Origin of the sequence: Microvirga sp. KLBC 81 (assembly GCF_003075415.1) — a bacterium.
GTDB lineage: Bacteria > Pseudomonadota > Alphaproteobacteria > Rhizobiales > Beijerinckiaceae > Microvirga.
The window spans coordinates 71287-88023 of record NZ_QDAH01000012.1 but is presented as its reverse complement, the minus strand read 5'-3'; the positions used below and the strand labels follow the sequence as shown (position 1 = coordinate 88023).

General features: G+C 62.1%; 14 protein-coding genes. 5 read left to right on the top strand and 9 right to left on the bottom strand.

What is annotated here, in order from left to right; translation table 11 throughout:
• Window positions 1-3: 3 nt before the first annotated feature.
• A complete protein-coding gene (dapA, locus tag DC522_RS11040) occupies window positions 4-888 on the bottom strand; it encodes a 4-hydroxy-tetrahydrodipicolinate synthase (protein WP_116528759.1) in 885 nt (294 codons plus the stop codon).
• A 185-nt stretch (window positions 889-1073) separates the two neighbouring features.
• On the opposite strand from dapA, the gene DC522_RS11035 reads away from it, so the two are divergent.
• Complete coding sequence (locus DC522_RS11035) at window positions 1074-3116, top strand: lytic transglycosylase domain-containing protein (protein WP_116528758.1); 2043 nt, start codon at window positions 1074-1076, stop codon at window positions 3114-3116.
• Between the two features lie 41 nt (window positions 3117-3157).
• A complete protein-coding gene (locus DC522_RS11030) occupies window positions 3158-4039 on the top strand; it encodes an alpha/beta fold hydrolase (protein ID WP_116528757.1) in 882 nt (293 codons plus the stop codon).
• Between the two features lie 150 nt (window positions 4040-4189).
• On the opposite strand, the gene DC522_RS11025 is transcribed toward DC522_RS11030, so the two are convergent.
• The 4 genes from DC522_RS11025 to DC522_RS11010 form a co-directional block, all read right to left on the bottom strand.
• The gene (locus tag DC522_RS11025) at window positions 4190-5476 is read right to left on the bottom strand and encodes a porin (protein WP_116528756.1); all 1287 of its coding nucleotides are present in this window, start codon (window positions 5474-5476) and stop codon (window positions 4190-4192) included.
• Between the two features lie 641 nt (window positions 5477-6117).
• A complete protein-coding gene (gene hppD / locus DC522_RS11020; RefSeq protein ID WP_116528755.1) occupies window positions 6118-7233 on the bottom strand; it encodes a 4-hydroxyphenylpyruvate dioxygenase in 1116 nt (371 codons plus the stop codon).
• Window positions 7234-7320: 87 nt separating this feature from the next.
• Window positions 7321-7947, bottom strand: coding sequence for a maleylacetoacetate isomerase (gene maiA, locus DC522_RS11015; RefSeq protein WP_116528754.1), 627 nt, complete (start codon window positions 7945-7947; stop codon window positions 7321-7323).
• On the bottom strand, window positions 7944-8444 hold the full coding sequence (locus DC522_RS11010) for a MarR family winged helix-turn-helix transcriptional regulator (protein ID WP_205769609.1): 501 nt from the start codon (window positions 8442-8444) through the stop codon (window positions 7944-7946). Before DC522_RS11010 ends, maiA begins: the two co-directional genes overlap by 4 nt.
• 126 nt (window positions 8445-8570) lie before the next feature.
• Here DC522_RS11010 and hmgA point away from each other — a divergent pair, with 126 nt between their 5' ends.
• Window positions 8571-9938: a homogentisate 1,2-dioxygenase gene (gene hmgA, locus DC522_RS11005; RefSeq protein ID WP_116528752.1), complete on the top strand. Its 1368-nt coding sequence runs from the start codon at window positions 8571-8573 to the stop codon at window positions 9936-9938.
• Window positions 9939-10015: 77 nt separating this feature from the next.
• Here hmgA and DC522_RS11000 read toward each other — a convergent pair whose 3' ends face one another.
• Window positions 10016-11104 carry a TRAP transporter substrate-binding protein gene (locus DC522_RS11000; protein ID WP_165820123.1) on the bottom strand — a complete coding sequence of 363 codons (1089 nt, stop codon included), beginning with the start codon at window positions 11102-11104 and terminating at the stop codon, window positions 10016-10018.
• 73 nt (window positions 11105-11177) lie between these two features.
• On the opposite strand from DC522_RS11000, the gene DC522_RS10995 reads away from it, so the two are divergent.
• The gene (locus tag DC522_RS10995; RefSeq protein WP_116528750.1) at window positions 11178-12197 is read left to right on the top strand and encodes a fumarylacetoacetate hydrolase family protein; all 1020 of its coding nucleotides are present in this window, start codon (window positions 11178-11180) and stop codon (window positions 12195-12197) included.
• A 69-nt stretch (window positions 12198-12266) separates the two neighbouring features.
• Window positions 12267-12485 (top strand): dodecin, encoded by a 219-nt coding sequence (locus DC522_RS10990; protein ID WP_116528749.1) that lies wholly within the window; start codon window positions 12267-12269, stop codon window positions 12483-12485.
• A gap of 24 nt (window positions 12486-12509) precedes the next feature.
• Here DC522_RS10990 and DC522_RS10985 read toward each other — a convergent pair whose 3' ends face one another.
• The 3 genes from DC522_RS10985 to DC522_RS10975 form a co-directional block, all read right to left on the bottom strand.
• Window positions 12510-13625 (bottom strand): NADH:flavin oxidoreductase/NADH oxidase, encoded by a 1116-nt coding sequence (locus DC522_RS10985; RefSeq protein ID WP_116528748.1) that lies wholly within the window; start codon window positions 13623-13625, stop codon window positions 12510-12512.
• A gap of 140 nt (window positions 13626-13765) precedes the next feature.
• On the bottom strand, window positions 13766-14731 hold the full coding sequence (locus DC522_RS10980) for a DUF6454 family protein (RefSeq protein WP_116528747.1): 966 nt from the start codon (window positions 14729-14731) through the stop codon (window positions 13766-13768).
• Window positions 14732-14864: 133 nt separating this feature from the next.
• Window positions 14865-16676, bottom strand: a complete 1812-nt coding sequence (locus tag DC522_RS10975; protein WP_116528746.1) for an ABC-F family ATP-binding cassette domain-containing protein — start codon at window positions 16674-16676, stop codon at window positions 14865-14867.
• Between the last annotated feature and the right edge of the window lie 61 nt (window positions 16677-16737).

Genomic DNA, 16737 nt, shown 5'->3' with positions numbered 1-16737 from the left:
TCTTTAAGCGTTGATCAAGCCCGCATGGACCATGGCCGAACGCACCGCCTGCTTCGTGCCCTCGGAGACCGGGATGAGCGGCAGGCGCACATCGTCCTTCATCAGGCCCAGAACGGACGCGGCATACTTCACGGGCGACGGATTGGTCTCGAGGAACAGGTTGGTATGGAGCGGCATGAGGCGGTCCTGAATTTTCAGGGCGGTTGCGTAATCGCCCTTCAGGCAGGCCTCCTGCATATCGGCGCATAGGCGCGGAGCCACATTGGAAGTCACGGAAATGCAGCCATGGCCGCCATGGGCCATGAAGCCGAGGGCCGTCGCATCCTCGCCCGAGAGCTGGATGAAGTCGGGGCCCATGGCTTGGCGCTGCAGGCTGGTGCGGGCGAGATTCGCGGTGGCGTCCTTCACGCCTACGATGTTCTTGAGTTCATAGAGCCGCGCCATCGTCTCCACCGACATATCGATCACCGAGCGGCCGGGGATGTTGTAGATGATGATCGGAATGCCGATGGCATCGTTGATGGCCTTGAAGTGCTGATAGAGGCCTTCCTGCGTCGGCTTGTTGTAATAGGGTGTGACGATCAGCACCGCATCGGCGCCAACCTTCTCCGCATGCCTGGAGAAGCCGACGGCCTCCTCCGTGCTGTTGGAGCCGGCGCCCGCGATCACGGGCACCCTGCCCTTCACCTCATCCACGCAGATCTCAATGACGCGGTCGTGCTCCTTGTGGCTGAGGGTGGGGCTCTCGCCGGTGGTGCCGACCGGAACTAGGCCATGAGTGCCCTGCTCGATCTGCCAGTTGATGAAGCCCCGGAAGGCGGCCTCATCCACGGCGCCATCCTGGAAGGGGGTCACCAGAGCCGTGATGGAGCCTGAAAAGCGGGTCATGATAATCCTCGAATTAGAAGCGGCAGATCTGAAGCAGCCCAAGGGCTTAACACATAAGAGGTGCGTCGCATGGGCGCAAACGAACCTTTAGGGTGTTGTCCTAGCGCGGCACTTGGTGTTTTCTCAAGAGAAACGTCGCAATAACAGGCAAGCGACGGCACGGGGGTTAGCGGGTGAACCTCACAATGCGCCTTTCCATACGGCTTCTGGCGTCTGTCGCCGTGCTCCAATTGTCCGCCCTCACTGTTCACGCCAACGAAATGCCGGTTGGCCCACCTGAAGCCACGACCCTGGAGAGCTTCACACCGCCCCCCAAGGCCATGGAAGACCTGGAACAGCTGCCGCTGATCTTCAAGGCCTACCGGGACAACGATCTGACGGAAGCCGCGATCCTGAAGTCGAAGCTTTCCGACCCGGCAGCGCAGGCTGTGGCGGAATGGTTCGCCATCCGCAGCGGCTTGCCCATCGGCCATGAGAGGATCATGGCCTTCCGGAAGGATTATCCGGACTGGCCCGCGACCGCGCAGCTCCGACGGCGCATGGAGGATACTTTCCTCGCGCAGCGCCCCTCGACCGCCCAGATCCGCGCTTTCTTCGACAAGCAGCGCCCAGCCACGGCTTCCGGGCGCATTGCGCTCGGTTTCGCGCTCAAGAGTGATGGCCTCGACCAGGAGACCGCGGACCTGATCCGCCATTCCTGGCGGGAGGACACCTTCGGCAGCGAAACCGAAAGCCGCATTCGCGACCGCCTCCCGAACCTGCTGACGCAAGCCGATCATCGGTTTCGTATGGAGCGTCACCTCCTGAAGGAGAACTGGGGCGCGGCCCTGCGCGCGGCGGGCTATGCCGGCAAGGATTACGTGACCCTGGTGAAGGCGCGCATGAGCGTGTTCCAGGGCAAGAAGAAGGCCGAGAAGGCTTTCGCGGCTGTCCCCGCTGCCCTGCGGAGCGACCCGTCGTACCTGTTCTCCCGTGCGCTCCTTCAGCGCCGGAGCAAGAACCTGGTCGAGGCCGCCAATATCATCATGCAGGCACCGCGGGATCATGAGCTTCGCGTGGACGGAGACGAATGGTGGGCCGAGCAGCGCCTCATCACCCGGGAGCTTCTCGACAAGGGCGATACTCAGACAGCCTACAAGGTAGCAAGCCACCACGCCGCCGAATCCCCCGCGCAGCTGATCGAGGCGGAGTTCCATGCCGGCTGGATCGCGCTTCGTTTCCTGAATGATCCGGCAGCAGCTGCGAAGCACTTCGCGACGGTTGCGAAGACGGCCTCCACGCCGATCTCCCAGTCCCGCATCGCCTATTGGCAAGCGCGAGCCGCGGAAGCTGCCGGAGCATCGGCTGACGCAAAGATCTTCTACGCCCGGGCGGCCGATCACCCGACCACCTATTACGGGCAGCTCGCCCGCGAGAAGCTCGGGGAGAGCGTGTCTCTACGATCCGTGGATCCTCTGAAGGACGAGGAACGCAAGGCTTTCGAGGCTCTCATCCCCATCCGAGCGTTAAGCCTTTTGCACCAAGCCGGTGAACCGGAATTGGCGATCAGCCTCTACATTGACCTTGCCCAGACCATAAACGATCCAGGACAGCTCGATGCCCTCGCGGCGCTCGCCACCTCACAGCAGAATCCGCGCGCGGTTCTGGCGGTCGGCAAGATTGCCCTGCAACGGGGTTTCCCGCTCGACCAACACGCTTATCCGCTTGCGGCCATTCCGGATTTCCAGCCGGTCGGCGACGAGGTTGAGCCTGCTATGGTCTATGCCATCGCCAGGCAGGAGAGCGCCTTCAATCCCAAGGCCGTCTCGCATGCGGGCGCGCGCGGCCTCATGCAGCTCATGCCCGCCACCGCCAAGCGCACAGCACAGCGCTTCGGCCTCGGTTTCGACTTGAAACGACTGGTGGAGGACCCGTCCTACAATGCAAAAATCGGCTCTGCTCACCTGGGAGAGCTGATGGAGGATTGGAAGGGCTCCTACATCCTCGCCTTTGCCTCCTATAATGCCGGTGGCGGCAATGTGAAGAAATGGATCGATACCTATGGCGATCCACGCAAACCCCAGGTCGACATGATCGACTGGGTCGAACGCATCCCGTTCTATGAGACCCGCAACTACGTGCAGCGTGTCATGGAAAACCTGCATGTCTACCGGGCACGGCTGAAAGAGAAGCCAGCGCCGGCTCCGACGACAGCTGAAACGGCGGATGCGACAAAGACCGCGTATTGAGGCAAGATGCTGCTCATCTGGCGTCTCAAGTCGAGTCTCACATGAGCAGCTCCTACCGGGATCTTTTCGTATCGGCCTCCGACGGCTTGCGTCTCTATGCGCGTGATTACGGCCCCCTGAACGGGAGTGCGCTGCCTGTCGTGTGCTTGCCCGGCCTTGCGCGAAACTCCGAGGATTTTCACGATCTTGCCAAAGCGCTCAGCACGGATACTGCCCGCCCTCGCCGCGTTCTCGCCCTCGATTATCGCGGACGCGGACGCTCGGAATGGGCTTCAGACTGGCGTCAATATGAGATCGGAACCGAACTCAATGACCTCTTGCAGGTGCTGACGGTTGCAGGGATCGAGAAGGCGGTCTTCGTCGGCACCTCCCGTGGCGGCCTTCTCACGATGGCCTTGAGTGCGACGAGGCCGACCCTGCTGGCCGGGGCTGTGCTCAATGATGTCGGCCCCGTCATCGAACCCAAAGGGTTGATCCGTATCCGAAGCTATGTAGGCAAATTGCCAACACCCAACACGATGCAGGAAGGGGCACAGATCCTGAAGCATGTTTCGGACACGCAGTTTCCCGCCTTCACACAGGAGCAGTGGGAGAGCATGGCACGAGGCACTTGGCACGAGAAGAACGACCGTCTTGCGTTCAGCTACGACCCCAGCCTGATGAAGCCTTTGCAGGCGCTCGATCTGGAGATGCCGATGCCGGATTTGTGGAGCCTGTTCGGTGGACTGAACCCATTCCCGGTTCTCGCCATTCGCGGGGAGAACTCGGATCTCCTGTCGGCCCGAACTCTCAGCGCCATGCAAGAACGTCATCCGCGCCTGACGGCAATCACCGTGCCGGGACAGGGCCACGCCCCATTGATCGAGGAACCGATCATTCAATCGATTAAAGATTTGATTGCCCACGCTGAAACCTCTCTCTGAGTTTCAGCGCATTTCCTCATCCTTTAGGAAACTGAGGAGCGGACCATTGTCATGCTGTTGACGGCATAACCTCACATTGCAGACCATAGACGCAAAAAGAAACCCCGGTGAAAGCACCGGGGTTTCCTCTAACCAATCGGGATGAGCCGATTAGAAGTCGCGCTGGATGCGCAGACGGCCTTCCCAAACATCGTCGCTGTCGCGAAGGTCACCCTCGACGACCCGAGGCTGATCCGTGTCGATGTTGGCGTAGATAACCTCAACACCGATGTCGAGGCCGGAAACCGGCGTCCAGATCACGTTCGTGCCAAGGCGCCACTCGGTGAAGTCGAAGTCGCTCGCGACGACACCCGGAGCAGCCAGAGCCGGAACGCCGCTGTACTCGATGCTCGCGTACGAACCGAAGACGTTCTGACGGATCTCAGGGGTCCAGTAGTGACGCAGACCACCGGCAATCGACCAGCCTTCGCCCGTCTCGATGTCGCCATCGGCGTCGATGAAGGCGTCGATCACGTCACCGGTGAGGCCGCCGATGGTGATGTTGCTGGTAGCGCCGAGATAGCCGAGAGCGCCGTCAGCATAGGTGGCGGCAATCCACAGAGCGTCGCCGGCGGCGAGCATCGGCAGGTTCACGTGGCCCTGGAACGACACGGCGAAGCCGTACTCGCTGTCCGGGACCGTGCCAGCGATAGCCGGGTCGTAAATCGCCGGGTCGAGAACCGCGCTACGGATCTGGTGAACCGCACCGGAGAGCATCGCCGAACCCCAGGTGCCGGCGTACTTCAGGTTTGCGACGAGGTCGGGCGTACGCTGACCGGCTTCAACGCCAGGCACACCGCTGCCGATGATCACGTCATCAGCCGCAGGAGCGAAGCGGCCCTCTTCGAGCGCCAGCGAGGCCGAGAAGCCGTTGCCGAACGAGAAGGTGTAGGCGAGCAGGTTCACGGTCGGAGCGTCCGAGAAGCGGAGCGTGCCGAAGTGGCCGGTCGGCAGGTCGCCGTTGTCGAAGAACGACACGGCGCGACCAGCAGTCAGGCCGCCGAACTGGATGAAGGCCTGGTCGACGTTGGCCGAGGTGGACGAGAAGCCGTACACGCCGGTGTCGCGGGTCATCTCGAAGCGGACGAACGTACGCAGCAGGCCGTAGGCCGTGGCGGTACGGGCGTCGAGGTTGAGACGGCCACGAGCGCGGAAGCCGATCGAGTCATCCTCACGAGCTTGCGGCTCGAGGTAGCGGTATTCGGCGCGGACGCGGCCGCCGACGCGGAGGCAGGTTTCCGTGCCGGGGATGTAGAAGAAGCCTGCGCCGTAGGTGGAGCAGACGCGAACGTATTCGACAGCAGCGGCCTTCTTCGCGGGAAGGTCAGCAGCCTGAGCACCGGCAACGGCGGCGAGACCCGCAACGGAACCGAGCAGAAGGCTCTTAACGAGCTTCATGGTTAAACCTCCAAAGTTTCGAGACCCTTGGGGGGTCGGGCTCTTGTGCTTTGAAGGCTTCGATGAAGCTCCAAACACACCCTTTTCCCCTAGTGATCTGGCGGCCCGCCTTTCGGCTGGGCCCACCAAATGACGACTGGGGTGCCCCCGTCGCTGCTGTCACATTAGCTAGAGCGGTCCCGCAAGCAACCGAATGAAGGCACAAAATGGGCAATCGGGGGGGCTTTTCAGGGGCATGTTGCACAAACGCAACGTTTTCACCCTGCCCCGTTTACTTTCCGTCAAACTTTGAGGTCGATTCCTAACAAACCCTTAATATTCAAGGGCTTCCAATCCTAGGAATGGCGCCTCGAACCGCGCCTCTCAGCCCGAATTCAGAAATCACGAATGGGTGAGCCTGTGAATAAGTCTGTCCACATATTGGGCAGAACCGGGCCTCTGAAGCTCGAAATAGGAAGGCCGGGGACATGCCCGGCCTTCGTCGAATCGTGACCCTAGAGCATCGGACCCAAAAGTGGATTTGCACTTTTGGGATTCATCCGATGCTCCCCTCTTTGATGAGCGCATCGTGAATTGCGGAAAGCCGGGGCCACTTTTCACTGACGCGGACCTCGGTTCCGCACGTTGCGCTAGAGCAAGCCTCAAGCCACTTTCGGCTTCAGGACACCACGGCGAATCTGATCCTCCTCGATGGACTCGAAGAGTGCCTTGAAATTGCCCTCACCGAATCCTTCATCGCCTTTGCGCTGAATGAACTCGAAGAAGATCGGGCCGATGGCGGTCTTGCCGAAACGCTGGAGCAGTACCTTCGTGAACCCGCCCTCCACGACGCCTTCGCCATCAATGAGGATCCCGTTCTTCTGAAGGCGATCGAGAGGCTCGCCGTGGCTGGGGAGGCGCTTGTCGATACGCGAGTAGTAGATGTCATTCGGCGCGGGCATGAATTCGAGCCCGTTTGCGATCAGCGCCTCAATGGATTCGTAGAGATCGTGCGAGCCCAAGGCCACGTGCTGAATGCCCTCGCCTTTGTACTCCTGCAGATACTCCTCGATCTGCCCGGTCTCGCCGGCATCCTCGTTGATCGGAATGCGGATCTTGCCGTCGGGGCTCGTCATCGCGCGGGAATGCAGGCCTGTCAGCTTGCCCTCGATGTCGAAGTAGCGGATCTGGCGGAAGTTGAAGAGGCGCTCATAGAAGCCCGCCCATTCGTTCAGTCGGCCGCGATAAACGTTATGGGTCAGATGGTCGATATAATAGAGGCCGAGGCCACGCGGCTTCGGATCCTTCTCACCGAACCACTCGAAGTCCACGTCATAAATGGAGCCCTTCGCACCATAGCGGTCGACGAAATAGATCTGCAGGCCACCAATGCCTTCGATGGCCGGGATCTCGAGTTCATTCGGACCGACCTGCGTCTGCGCGGGCTTGGCGCCCATGGAGAGAGCGCGCTCATAGGCATATTTCGCGTCGACCACGCGGAAGGCCATAGCCGGCGCCGACGGCCCATGCTGGCTGGCGAAGCGCTCGGCAAAGGAGCCGGGCTGAGCATTGACGATGAAGTTGATGTCGCCCTGCCGGTAGAGCAGCACGTTCTTCGAGCGATGTTTCGCGACGACGGAAAAACCCATCGTCTTGAACAGCTTATCCAGCGCCTGCGGATCCGGATGGCAGAACTCCACGAACTCGAAGCCGTCGGTTCCCATCGGGTTGTCTTCGCTGATGGCCGGCGGCGGTGCGTCGTGCGGGAACGGTCCCATGGCTTTCCTCCTGTCATGAACGCAGGCTCATTGAGAGCCTGCCGGTTTTTCGTCGGCGCATGCCTCACACGCAGGATGCGCCCCTTCTCACACCGCGTCCGGCTGGCGTTCCGGCGCGGCATCCTGAAAGGCGCGGAGGTCAGCACAGGCCGCATCCACCGCGACGATCTTCGGATAGGCATCGAGCGAGATGTTGAAGCGCCGCGCATTGAAGACCTGAGGCACGAGATAGAGGTCGGCGAGCGTGACGCGCGAACCGCAAGCATAAGGGCCAGGCTCAATCAGCGCCTCGATGGCATCGAATCCTTCGCGCACCCAATGGGCATACCAGGCATCCGCCGTGGACTGATCGTGCCCCAGCTTTTTCTTGAGATAACTGAGAGACCCGAGATTGTTGAGCGGATGAATATCGCAGCCGATGATCGAGGCGATGGCGCGCACCTTCGCGCGATTCACGGCGCCCACGGGCAGCATGGGCGGCTCCGGGTAAACCTCGTCGAGATATTCGAGAATGGCGGGAGACTGGATCAGTGTCGTGCCACCGATGTCGAGAGAGGGGATGCGCTTCTGAGGGTTGATGGCGCGGTATGCTTCCTCCCGCTGCTCGCCCTTGAGAAGGTTCACGGCCACGGATTCGTAAGGCACTCCCTTCAGGTTGAGAGCGATCCTGACCCGATAGGCCGCCGAGGAACGGAAATAGGTATAGAGCCTCACCCCTCCACCTCCCCCTCAGGTACCATCAGACGCGCATGGCCGCTCAGGCGATCGATGAGGGAGGCGAGAACCTTCTGCTCTTCCTCCGTGAGCACGGAGACGAAGCGCTCCTCGAAGGCGAGCGCCTCCGGAGCCAAGGCCTCGTAGATCTCCTGCCCCTCCTCTGTCAGCTCCAGCAGTTCCTCCCGCCGATCATCCTCGTTTGGACGACGCGCGATCAAACCGCGCTGCTCAAGGGCCGAGACCGCCCGCGAGACGGTGGATTTGTGCATGACGCCATGAGCCGCGATGTCCCGGGCCGTGCGGTATTCGTACTGACCAAGCGTCGCAATGACCCGCCAAGCGGGAATCGAAAGGCCAAACCTCTCGGCATAGATCTGCGCCAGCGCATTCGAGGTCAGGCTCGCCAGCACATTGAGGCGGTAAGGCAGGAAGCGCTCCAGGACCACCATGGGGTTGGAGGCCTCCTGTTTCTTTGCTGCGGAACGTGGGGCCATGGTTGACAATAATTCGTTGCTAGTGCAACTAATAGGATAAATTCGTTGCACTAGCAACTAGATTTACAAGCTGTCCGGTCAATATCAAACGAGACCGCAATCGGCTCCGTTCCAGGGAGAACGCCTATGAACGTTCAGAACGTCTCAGGCTTCCAATCTCAGCAGCCGCGCTCCAGCGCCATCGTGCCCGGCTACATGTCGGGCTTCGGCAACTCGTTCGAGACGGAGGCGCTGGAGGGGGCGCTCCCCATCGGGCGCAACTCGCCGCAGAAGATCAATTACGGCCTCTACGCCGAGCAGCTCTCCGGCTCCCCCTTCACGGCCCCACAGGCCACCAACCAGCGCTCCTGGCTCTACCGCATCCGGCCTTCCGTGAAGCATTCCGGCCGCTACGTGAAAGTGGACAAGGGCCTCATGCGCACTGCCCCTGCGGCGCGCGACGAGAGCGATCTTCCCCTTGGCCAGTTGCGATGGGACCCGACGCCCATTCCCGACGAGGCCATTACCTTCGTCTCAGGCCTTCGCACCATCACGACGGCTGGCGACTCCGACACGCAGACCGGCATGGCGGCGCATGTGCTTCTCGTGACCCGCTCCATGGACAACGAGTATTTCTTCAATGCGGACGGCGAGTATCTCATCGTGGCGCAGCAGGGTCATTTGCGCTTCCGCACCGAGTTCGGCGTGATCGACATCGAGCCCGGCGAGATCTGCGTCATTCCCCGCGGCGTGATCTTCAAGCTCGAGCTCGTCGATGGCGTGGCGCGCGCCTATGTGTGCGAGAATTACGGCGGGGCGTTCACCCTGCCCGATCGCGGCCCCATCGGCGCGAACTGCCTCGCCAATCCGCGCGATTTCCTCACGCCCGTTGCGGCCTATGAAGACAAGGAAGCCCTCTCCTTCCTCTTCGTGAAATGGGGCGGCGAACTTTATCGCACGGAAATCAGCCAGTCGCCGCTCGACGTGGTGGCGTGGCACGGCAACTACGCACCTTACAAATACGACCTTCGCCACTTCTCACCGGTCGGCGCGATCATGTTCGATCATCCCGATCCCTCGATCTTCACGGTGCTCACCGCACCATCGGAGACACCCGGCACGGCGAACGTCGATTTCGTGATCTTCCCCGAGCGCTGGATGGTGGCGGAAAACACCTTCCGTCCACCCTGGTATCACCGCAACCTGATGTCCGAATTCATGGGCCTGATCTACGGCGTCTACGACGCGAAGCCCGAAGGCTTCGTGCCGGGCGGCATGTCGCTCCACAACCAGATGTTGCCGCACGGCCCCGACGCCATGGCCTTCGAACATGCGAGCAATGTGGAGCTGAAGCCCGTGAAGCTAACCGGCACCATGGCCTTCATGTTCGAAACGCGCTTCCCGCAGCGCGTGACGAAATACGCAGCCGAACTGCCGACGCTTCAGGACAACTACATCGATTGCTGGCGCGATCTGAAGAAGCACTTCGATCCGAACCAGCGCGAGCTGAAGTGAGAGCCATATTCGACACGCACAAGAAAAGGGCCGGCGCAGAGCACCGGCCTCTCTTAGATATTCAAGGCTTCCGAGGCCTACGCTCTGCCGCGCGTGCGGATCATGAAAGTGTCGAACGCGTATTCGTTGAGCTGCCACCAGGGCAGCACATCGTTCCGATAGGCCACCATCGAGTCATAGGCCTTCTTGAAATTGGCGTTCTTGGCCGAGAGCTCGTCGTAGAGCTCGTTGGCCGCCTTGAGCGAGGCTTCCATGATGGCGGGCGAGAAGGTGCGCAGTTCAGCACCCGCGCCAACCATGCGGCGCAGCGCCTGGCCGTTCACGGCGTCGTACTTCGCCAGCATCCAGTTGTTTGCGGCTTCCGAAGCCTGGGCCATGATGGCTTGGTAGTGCTTCGGCAGTTCGTCCCACTTCGCCTTGTTGATGACGAGGTGCAGCATGGCGCCGCCCTCCCAGAAGCCGGGCGCGTAATAGTACTTCGCGACCTTCAGGAAGCCGAGCTTCTCGTCGTCATAGGGGCCGACGAACTCGGCCGCATCGAGCGTGCCGCGCTCGAGAGCGGGATACACGTCGCCCGGAGCGATCTGCTGCGGCACGACGCCGAGCTTGGCGAGCACTTGGCCGCCGAGGCCGCCGATGCGGAACTTGAGGCCCTTCAGGTCATCGACCGTGTTGATCTCCTTGCGGAAGAAGCCGCCCATCTGCGCGCCGGAATTGCCGCAGACCAGCGAGGTGCAGTTATACTTCGCGAGCACCTCGTTGATGATCTCCTTGCCGCCGGCAAAGTGCCACCAGGAATGGGCCTGACGGGCATTGAGGCTGAACGGCAGCCCGGTCGCGACGCCGAGCGCCGGCTCGCGGCCGATGTAGTAATAGGTCGGGGTGTGAGCGAGTTCGACGGAGCCGTTCTCGACCGCGTCCATGGCCTGGAGGCCGCCGACGATCTCGCCCGGGGCGAAGACCTGGATCTGGAACTTGTTGTCGGTCGCTTCCGCCATGTACTTGGCGAAGGTCTGGGCCGTGCCGAAAATCGTGTCGAGCGACTTGGGGAAGCTCGAGGTCAGACGCCAGCGGATTTCGGGGCTGGACTGAGCGATGGCGGGGGCCGCCACCGTGGTGGCTGCGGCCGCAAGGCCGGCGCCCTTCAGGAAATTTCTTCTCTTCATTGTCGTCATTGGCGTTTCCCCGCAGACTCTTTCGTTGCAAGCTCAATAAACCACAACAACCAGGTGGGTGGCTATGAAGCTCTCCTCGCTCAAACAGGGCCGTGATGGCCGGCTCGTAATCGTCTCGAGGGACCTGACCCGCGCGACGGACGCATTTTTCATTGTTCCGACGCTACAGCAAGCCCTCGACGATTGGGAAAAAGTCGAGCCTCGCCTGCGTGACCTCGCGGAACAGCTGGAGCACGGATCCGTGCCCTCCTTCCGCTTCCACGAGCATGACTGCGCTTCGCCCCTGCCCCGCTCTTACCAATGGGCGGACGGTTCGGCCTATGTGAATCACGTAGAGCTGGTGCGCAAAGCCCGCGGGGCGGAGATGCCAGAATCCTTCTGGACCGATCCGCTCATGTATCAGGGCGGCTCGGATTCGTTCCTCGGGCCGCGCGACCCGATCATCGCCGTCAGCGAGGCGCACGGCATTGATTTCGAGGCCGAAATCGCCGTGATCACGGGGGATGTGCCCATGGGCTCGACCCGGAAGGAAGCCGCGAACGCGATCCGTCTCGTCATGCTCGTGAACGATGTCTCGCTGAGAAACCTGATCCCTGGCGAACTCGCGAAGGGCTTCGGCTTCTTCCAATCGAAGCCTTCCTCAGCCTTCTCGCCGGTTGCCGTCACGCCCGACGAACTGGAGGATGCCTGGGACGGTGGCAAGGTTCACCTGCCCCTCTTCTCCACCCTTAACGACAAGCCCTTCGGCAAGCCCAATGCCGGGGTGGACATGACCTTCGACTTCCCGACGCTCATCGCACACGCGGCCAAGACCCGCCCGCTCGGGGCCGGCACGATCATCGGCTCGGGCACCGTCTCCAACAAGGACGAGGGTGGCGGACCGGGTAAGCCCATTGCCGATGGAGGCCTCGGCTATTCGTGTCTCGCAGAGCTACGCACGGTGGAAACCATCCTTCACGGCGAGGCCCGCACGCCCTTCATGCGCTTCGGCGACACGATCCGCATCGAGATGAAGGACAAGGAAGGCCACTCGATCTTCGGCGCGATCGAGCAGGAGGTGGTGGCTTATCGGAAGGAGACTTGATGCGTCTCCCATAGGCAGCCATCCGGGGCGCTCTACAACTCTGCTTGCAAGCAACGCAGGGAGCGCCCCATGGACGATCACGTCTACAAAGTTGTCGAGCTCGCCGGCTCATCCACGGAGAGCATCGAGGATGCCATCGAGACGGCGATCAGCCGTGCGGGCAAGACCTTGCGAAACCTGCGCTGGTTCGAGGTCCTGCAAACCCGTGGGCATATCGAGAATGGCGAGGTGCGCCATTACCAGGTCGTGCTGAAGGCAGGCTTCACCCTGGAGGAGGGCAGCCAGTAATCCCAGCGCCGCCCTCGTGAATCGTCAGTCATCCGCACGAACATCGAAGAGACGGGGATACTGATGGGGCTGTGAGCGCAGGTACTGGTTGGGCGCTTTGACGGAAGCGCCGAAATACGCGGCCGCGTGCCAAGGCCAGCGGGGATCGTAGAGAATGGCGCGGGCAAGCGCGATGAGATCCGCATCTCCCGTAGCGAGAATGGCTTCCGCCTGCACATAATCGGTAATGAGGCCGACTGCGATGACCGGCATCCTGGTGGCTGCCTTGACCGCGCGAGCCAGCGGCACCTGATAGCTGGGCCCCACCGGGATCTGCTGCGCCGCGGAAAGCCCGCCGCTCGAGATGTGCATCCCACTGCATCCGCGCGCTTCGAGTGCCTGTGCGAAGGCGACGGTCTCCTCGATCGTCCACCCGCCCTCGGCCCAGTCGGTTCCCGAGACCCGCACCGTGACGGGCCGCTCCGCCGGAAAGGCAGCGCGGACGGCCTCGAACACCTCAAGCGGAAAGCACATCCGGTTCTCGAGCGATCCGCCGTATTCATCCGTACGCTGGTTGGACAGCGGCGAGAGGAACTCGTGGAGCAGATAGCCGTGAGCCGCATGGATCTGCACCGCATCGATGCTTAGCCGCGAGGCCCGTCTGGCTGCTTCGGCGAAGGCATCGCGCACGCGCGCCAATCCATCCCGATCCAGCGCCGTCGGAGGGATCTCACCTGTCGCGTATGGGATGGCTGAGGGCGCTTCCGTCTGCCAGCCATTGGAGTGATCAGGCGAGATCTGATGTCCCCCTTTCCAGGGCACCTCCGTGGAAGCTTTGCGTCCGGCGTGAGCCAATTGAATGGCAATCGGCATGTCCGACCAGCGACGGACGCTGTCCAGAACGCGCCCTATGGCGGTTTCGCACTCATCCGAATAGAGGCCCACATCGGCATAGGTGATGCGCCCTTCGGGCACGACGGCGGTCGCCTCGATGGTGAGGAGCGCGGCCCCAGAGAGAGCGAGCTGACCGAGATGGATCGTGTGCCAGTCGGTCATGCACCCGTTCTCCGCCGAGTACTGGCACATGGGCGCGATCACGATCCGATTGGGAAGTTCAAGCTCTCCGACCCGGAAGGGTGTGAACAGTTTCGCAGGCGCCATCGGCTGTCTCCCAGGTAGCGGCAGGACTTGGAGTCACCGAGCTAAACGCGCAAGCAATCCAAAAGGTCTGAGCGGAACGATCAGCCGAGACGGGCGACAATGTCCGTCAGAAACACCGTCGCCCATCAGGTGACAAGTCGCTACTTCACCTCGGCCTCGTAGATATAGAGCACGGACCTGTCGTCCTCGGGCATGAAGTAGCCGCGGATCCCCGCCTCGCTCGTCTCCATCCAGACCGGGTTGTGGGTCATGTCGAATCCGGAAGCGGTCCAGAGCAGCACCGGCGTCTGGAAGAGCGGACGTCCATCGGTGAGATCGACCAGATCGAGCCCGCCGAGCCGGAACGGAGCCGCATCGGGCGTGACCCGCATTTCCGTGACGCCGGAGCACAGCATGCGGTGATTGCCGGTGTATTTACAGTCCTGATAGTCGAGATAGTGCGACGTGTTCAGCTTCCTCAGCTTCTCAGGAGATTCATCCCCATTGGTGGGCTTGCCGCTGGCATCGAGAGTCCAGCGATAGAACCGACGCGAACCCCAGCTCACGCCATGCAGGGAATTGTCGTCGGTATCGTGAACCACGCCGCCGATATGGTCTGCGAAGCGGAACATCTCCTCCGCCTTCATGGTCTCCGGATCGACCCGGTAGACGATGGAGCGGCTGTTCGGCCGATATTCCGCCACCGGCACCCAGATATAGCGCCCGTCATAATCGATCCCGCCCGGATGATAGATCGAGCCCTCCCCGAGGGTGATCTCCGAGATGAGGTTGCCCTTCATGTCGATCTTGAAGAGATGACCCACGCCCGCACCCGTGTCCCGGTCATAGCCATCCACGGGCTGCGGAAAGCGCTTGGTCGGTTCCTTGATCTCCACAGACGACACGAACAGCGTATCGCCGATCTTCACCATGCCCTGCGGATGATAGGTCACGAAGCTGATCGGAACGGCGGAGACCGGCTTCCATTGCGTGCCGCGAGACAGCTTGGTGACTCGTTCGGCCAAGAGATCCCGATCAAGATCGGCCGCCTGCAGGACCGAGGGCACGGCCCCGACACTGAGCATCGTCAGAAATACGGTCAGGCAATTTCGTGAAAAGCAGTTCATCACACTCCTCCTCGGTGACGATCCGCTTCTAGCGAGCGGGTGATGTCACTTTAGTGTCGAGTTCCCATCCTCAGCAATGCCGTTAGGTCATACCGAACGCTCATTGTGCGGACAGGCGTGCGATGGATCGCCCTTATTCCCCCAGCTCCTCGCGCAACACTTCCAGCTCCAGCCACCGCTCTTCCGCCGCGTGCAGGTCCGCCTGCAGCTGTGTGAGGGCATCCATCGCCTTCTGGAAGCGGGCTGGGTCGCGGGAATAAAGCTCCGGATCGGCGAGGATCTCCTGCACCTTCGCGATCTTGGCCTCCAGCTCCTGCATGCGGCCCGGCAGGGTCTTGAGGTCGTGCTGCTCGTTGAAGCTGAGCTTGCGTTTGGCCTGAGCGGCGGGCGCGGCTGCGGGCTTGTCCGTGGTCTTGGGCTTGGCCTCCTTCTCGACAATGCGAGCCTGAACGCCCTGTCCGCGCTGGGCCACCATGTCGGAATAGCCGCCCGCGTACTCGATCCAGCGCCCCTCGCCTTCCGAGACGAGGACGGAGCTCACCGTGCGGTCGAGGAAGTCGCGGTCGTGGCTGACCAGGATGACCGTGCCGGAATAATCCGTGATCATCTCCTGCAGCAGGTCCAAGGTCTCGAGATCGAGATCGTTGGTCGGCTCATCGAGCACGAGAAGGTTCGAGGGCTGCGCCAAGGCGCGGGCCAGCATGAGCCTGTTGCGCTCGCCGCCCGAGAGCACGCCTGCGGGGGTGCGGGCCTGCTCGGGCGAGAACAGGAAGTCTTTCATATAGCCGATCACATGCTTCGTCTGCCCGCCGATGGTGACAGAATCTCCCCGCCCGCCGGTGAGCGTCTCCGCTACGGTGGCATTGGGATCGAGGCTCGCCCGGCGCTGGTCCAGGTGAACCATCTGCAGGTTGGAGCCTAAGCGCACCCGGCCGGAATCCGGCTCGAGATTGCCGGTGAGCAGGTTGATCAGCGTGGTCTTGCCCGCGCCGTTCGGACCGATGATGCCGAGCCGGTCGCCGCGCAGGATGCGCAAGGACAGGTTCGAGACGATGGAACGGTCGCCATAAGCCTTCGAGATGCCCTCCGCCTCCACGACGAGGGTGCCGGATTGCTCCGCCTCGGCTAGAGTCATATTGACCGTTCCGACGGCGCGCTTGCGGTCGCGATACTGCTGGCGCATGGCGTGGAGGTTGCCGAGACGGCGGACATTCCGCTTGCGCCGGGCGGTCACGCCGTAGCGCAGCCAATCGGCTTCGGCCACGAGCTTGCGACCGAGCTTGTGTTGCTCGGCCTCCTCCTGCTCCAGCACCTGATCGCGCCATTCCTCGAAATGGGCGAAGCCTTGGTCCATGCGGCGGGTGCGTCCCCGGTCGAGCCAGATGGTGGACTGGGAGAGGCTTTCCAGGAAGCGCCGGTCGTGGCTGATGAGCACGAGGGCGGAACGAATACTCTTCAGTTCGCTTTCCAACCACTCGATGGCCGGGAGGTCGAGATGGTTGGTCGGCTCGTCCAGCAGCAGAATATCGGGCTCCGGCGCCAGCACATGGGCGAGCGCCGCCCGGCGGGCCTCGCCGCCCGAGAGATCGTCAGGCTTCTCTTCGCCGGTCAGACCGAGCTGCTCCAGCAGGTAGCGTGCCCGGTAAGGATCATCGCCCGGGCCGAGGCCTGATTCCACGTAAGTCAGGGTATTCGGAAAGGCGCTCAGATCCGGCTCCTGCGCCAGGTAGCGCACGGTCGCGCCGGGCTGGACGAAGCGCTTGCCGCTGTCCGGCTCCATCATGCCTGCGGCAATCTTGAGCAGGGTGGATTTGCCCGAGCCGTTACGGCCCACGAGACAGGCGCGCTCGCCGGGCGAGACGGAAAGTTCCGCGCTCTCGATCAGGGGCGTTCCGCCGAAGGTGAGCGCGATGTCCTGGAGAAGAAGAAGAGGAGGAAGAGCCATTCCTGCTCCCCTGACACCTCTTGCCTGAGGATGCAAGACCACTCTGTGGTTGTTACGGGGT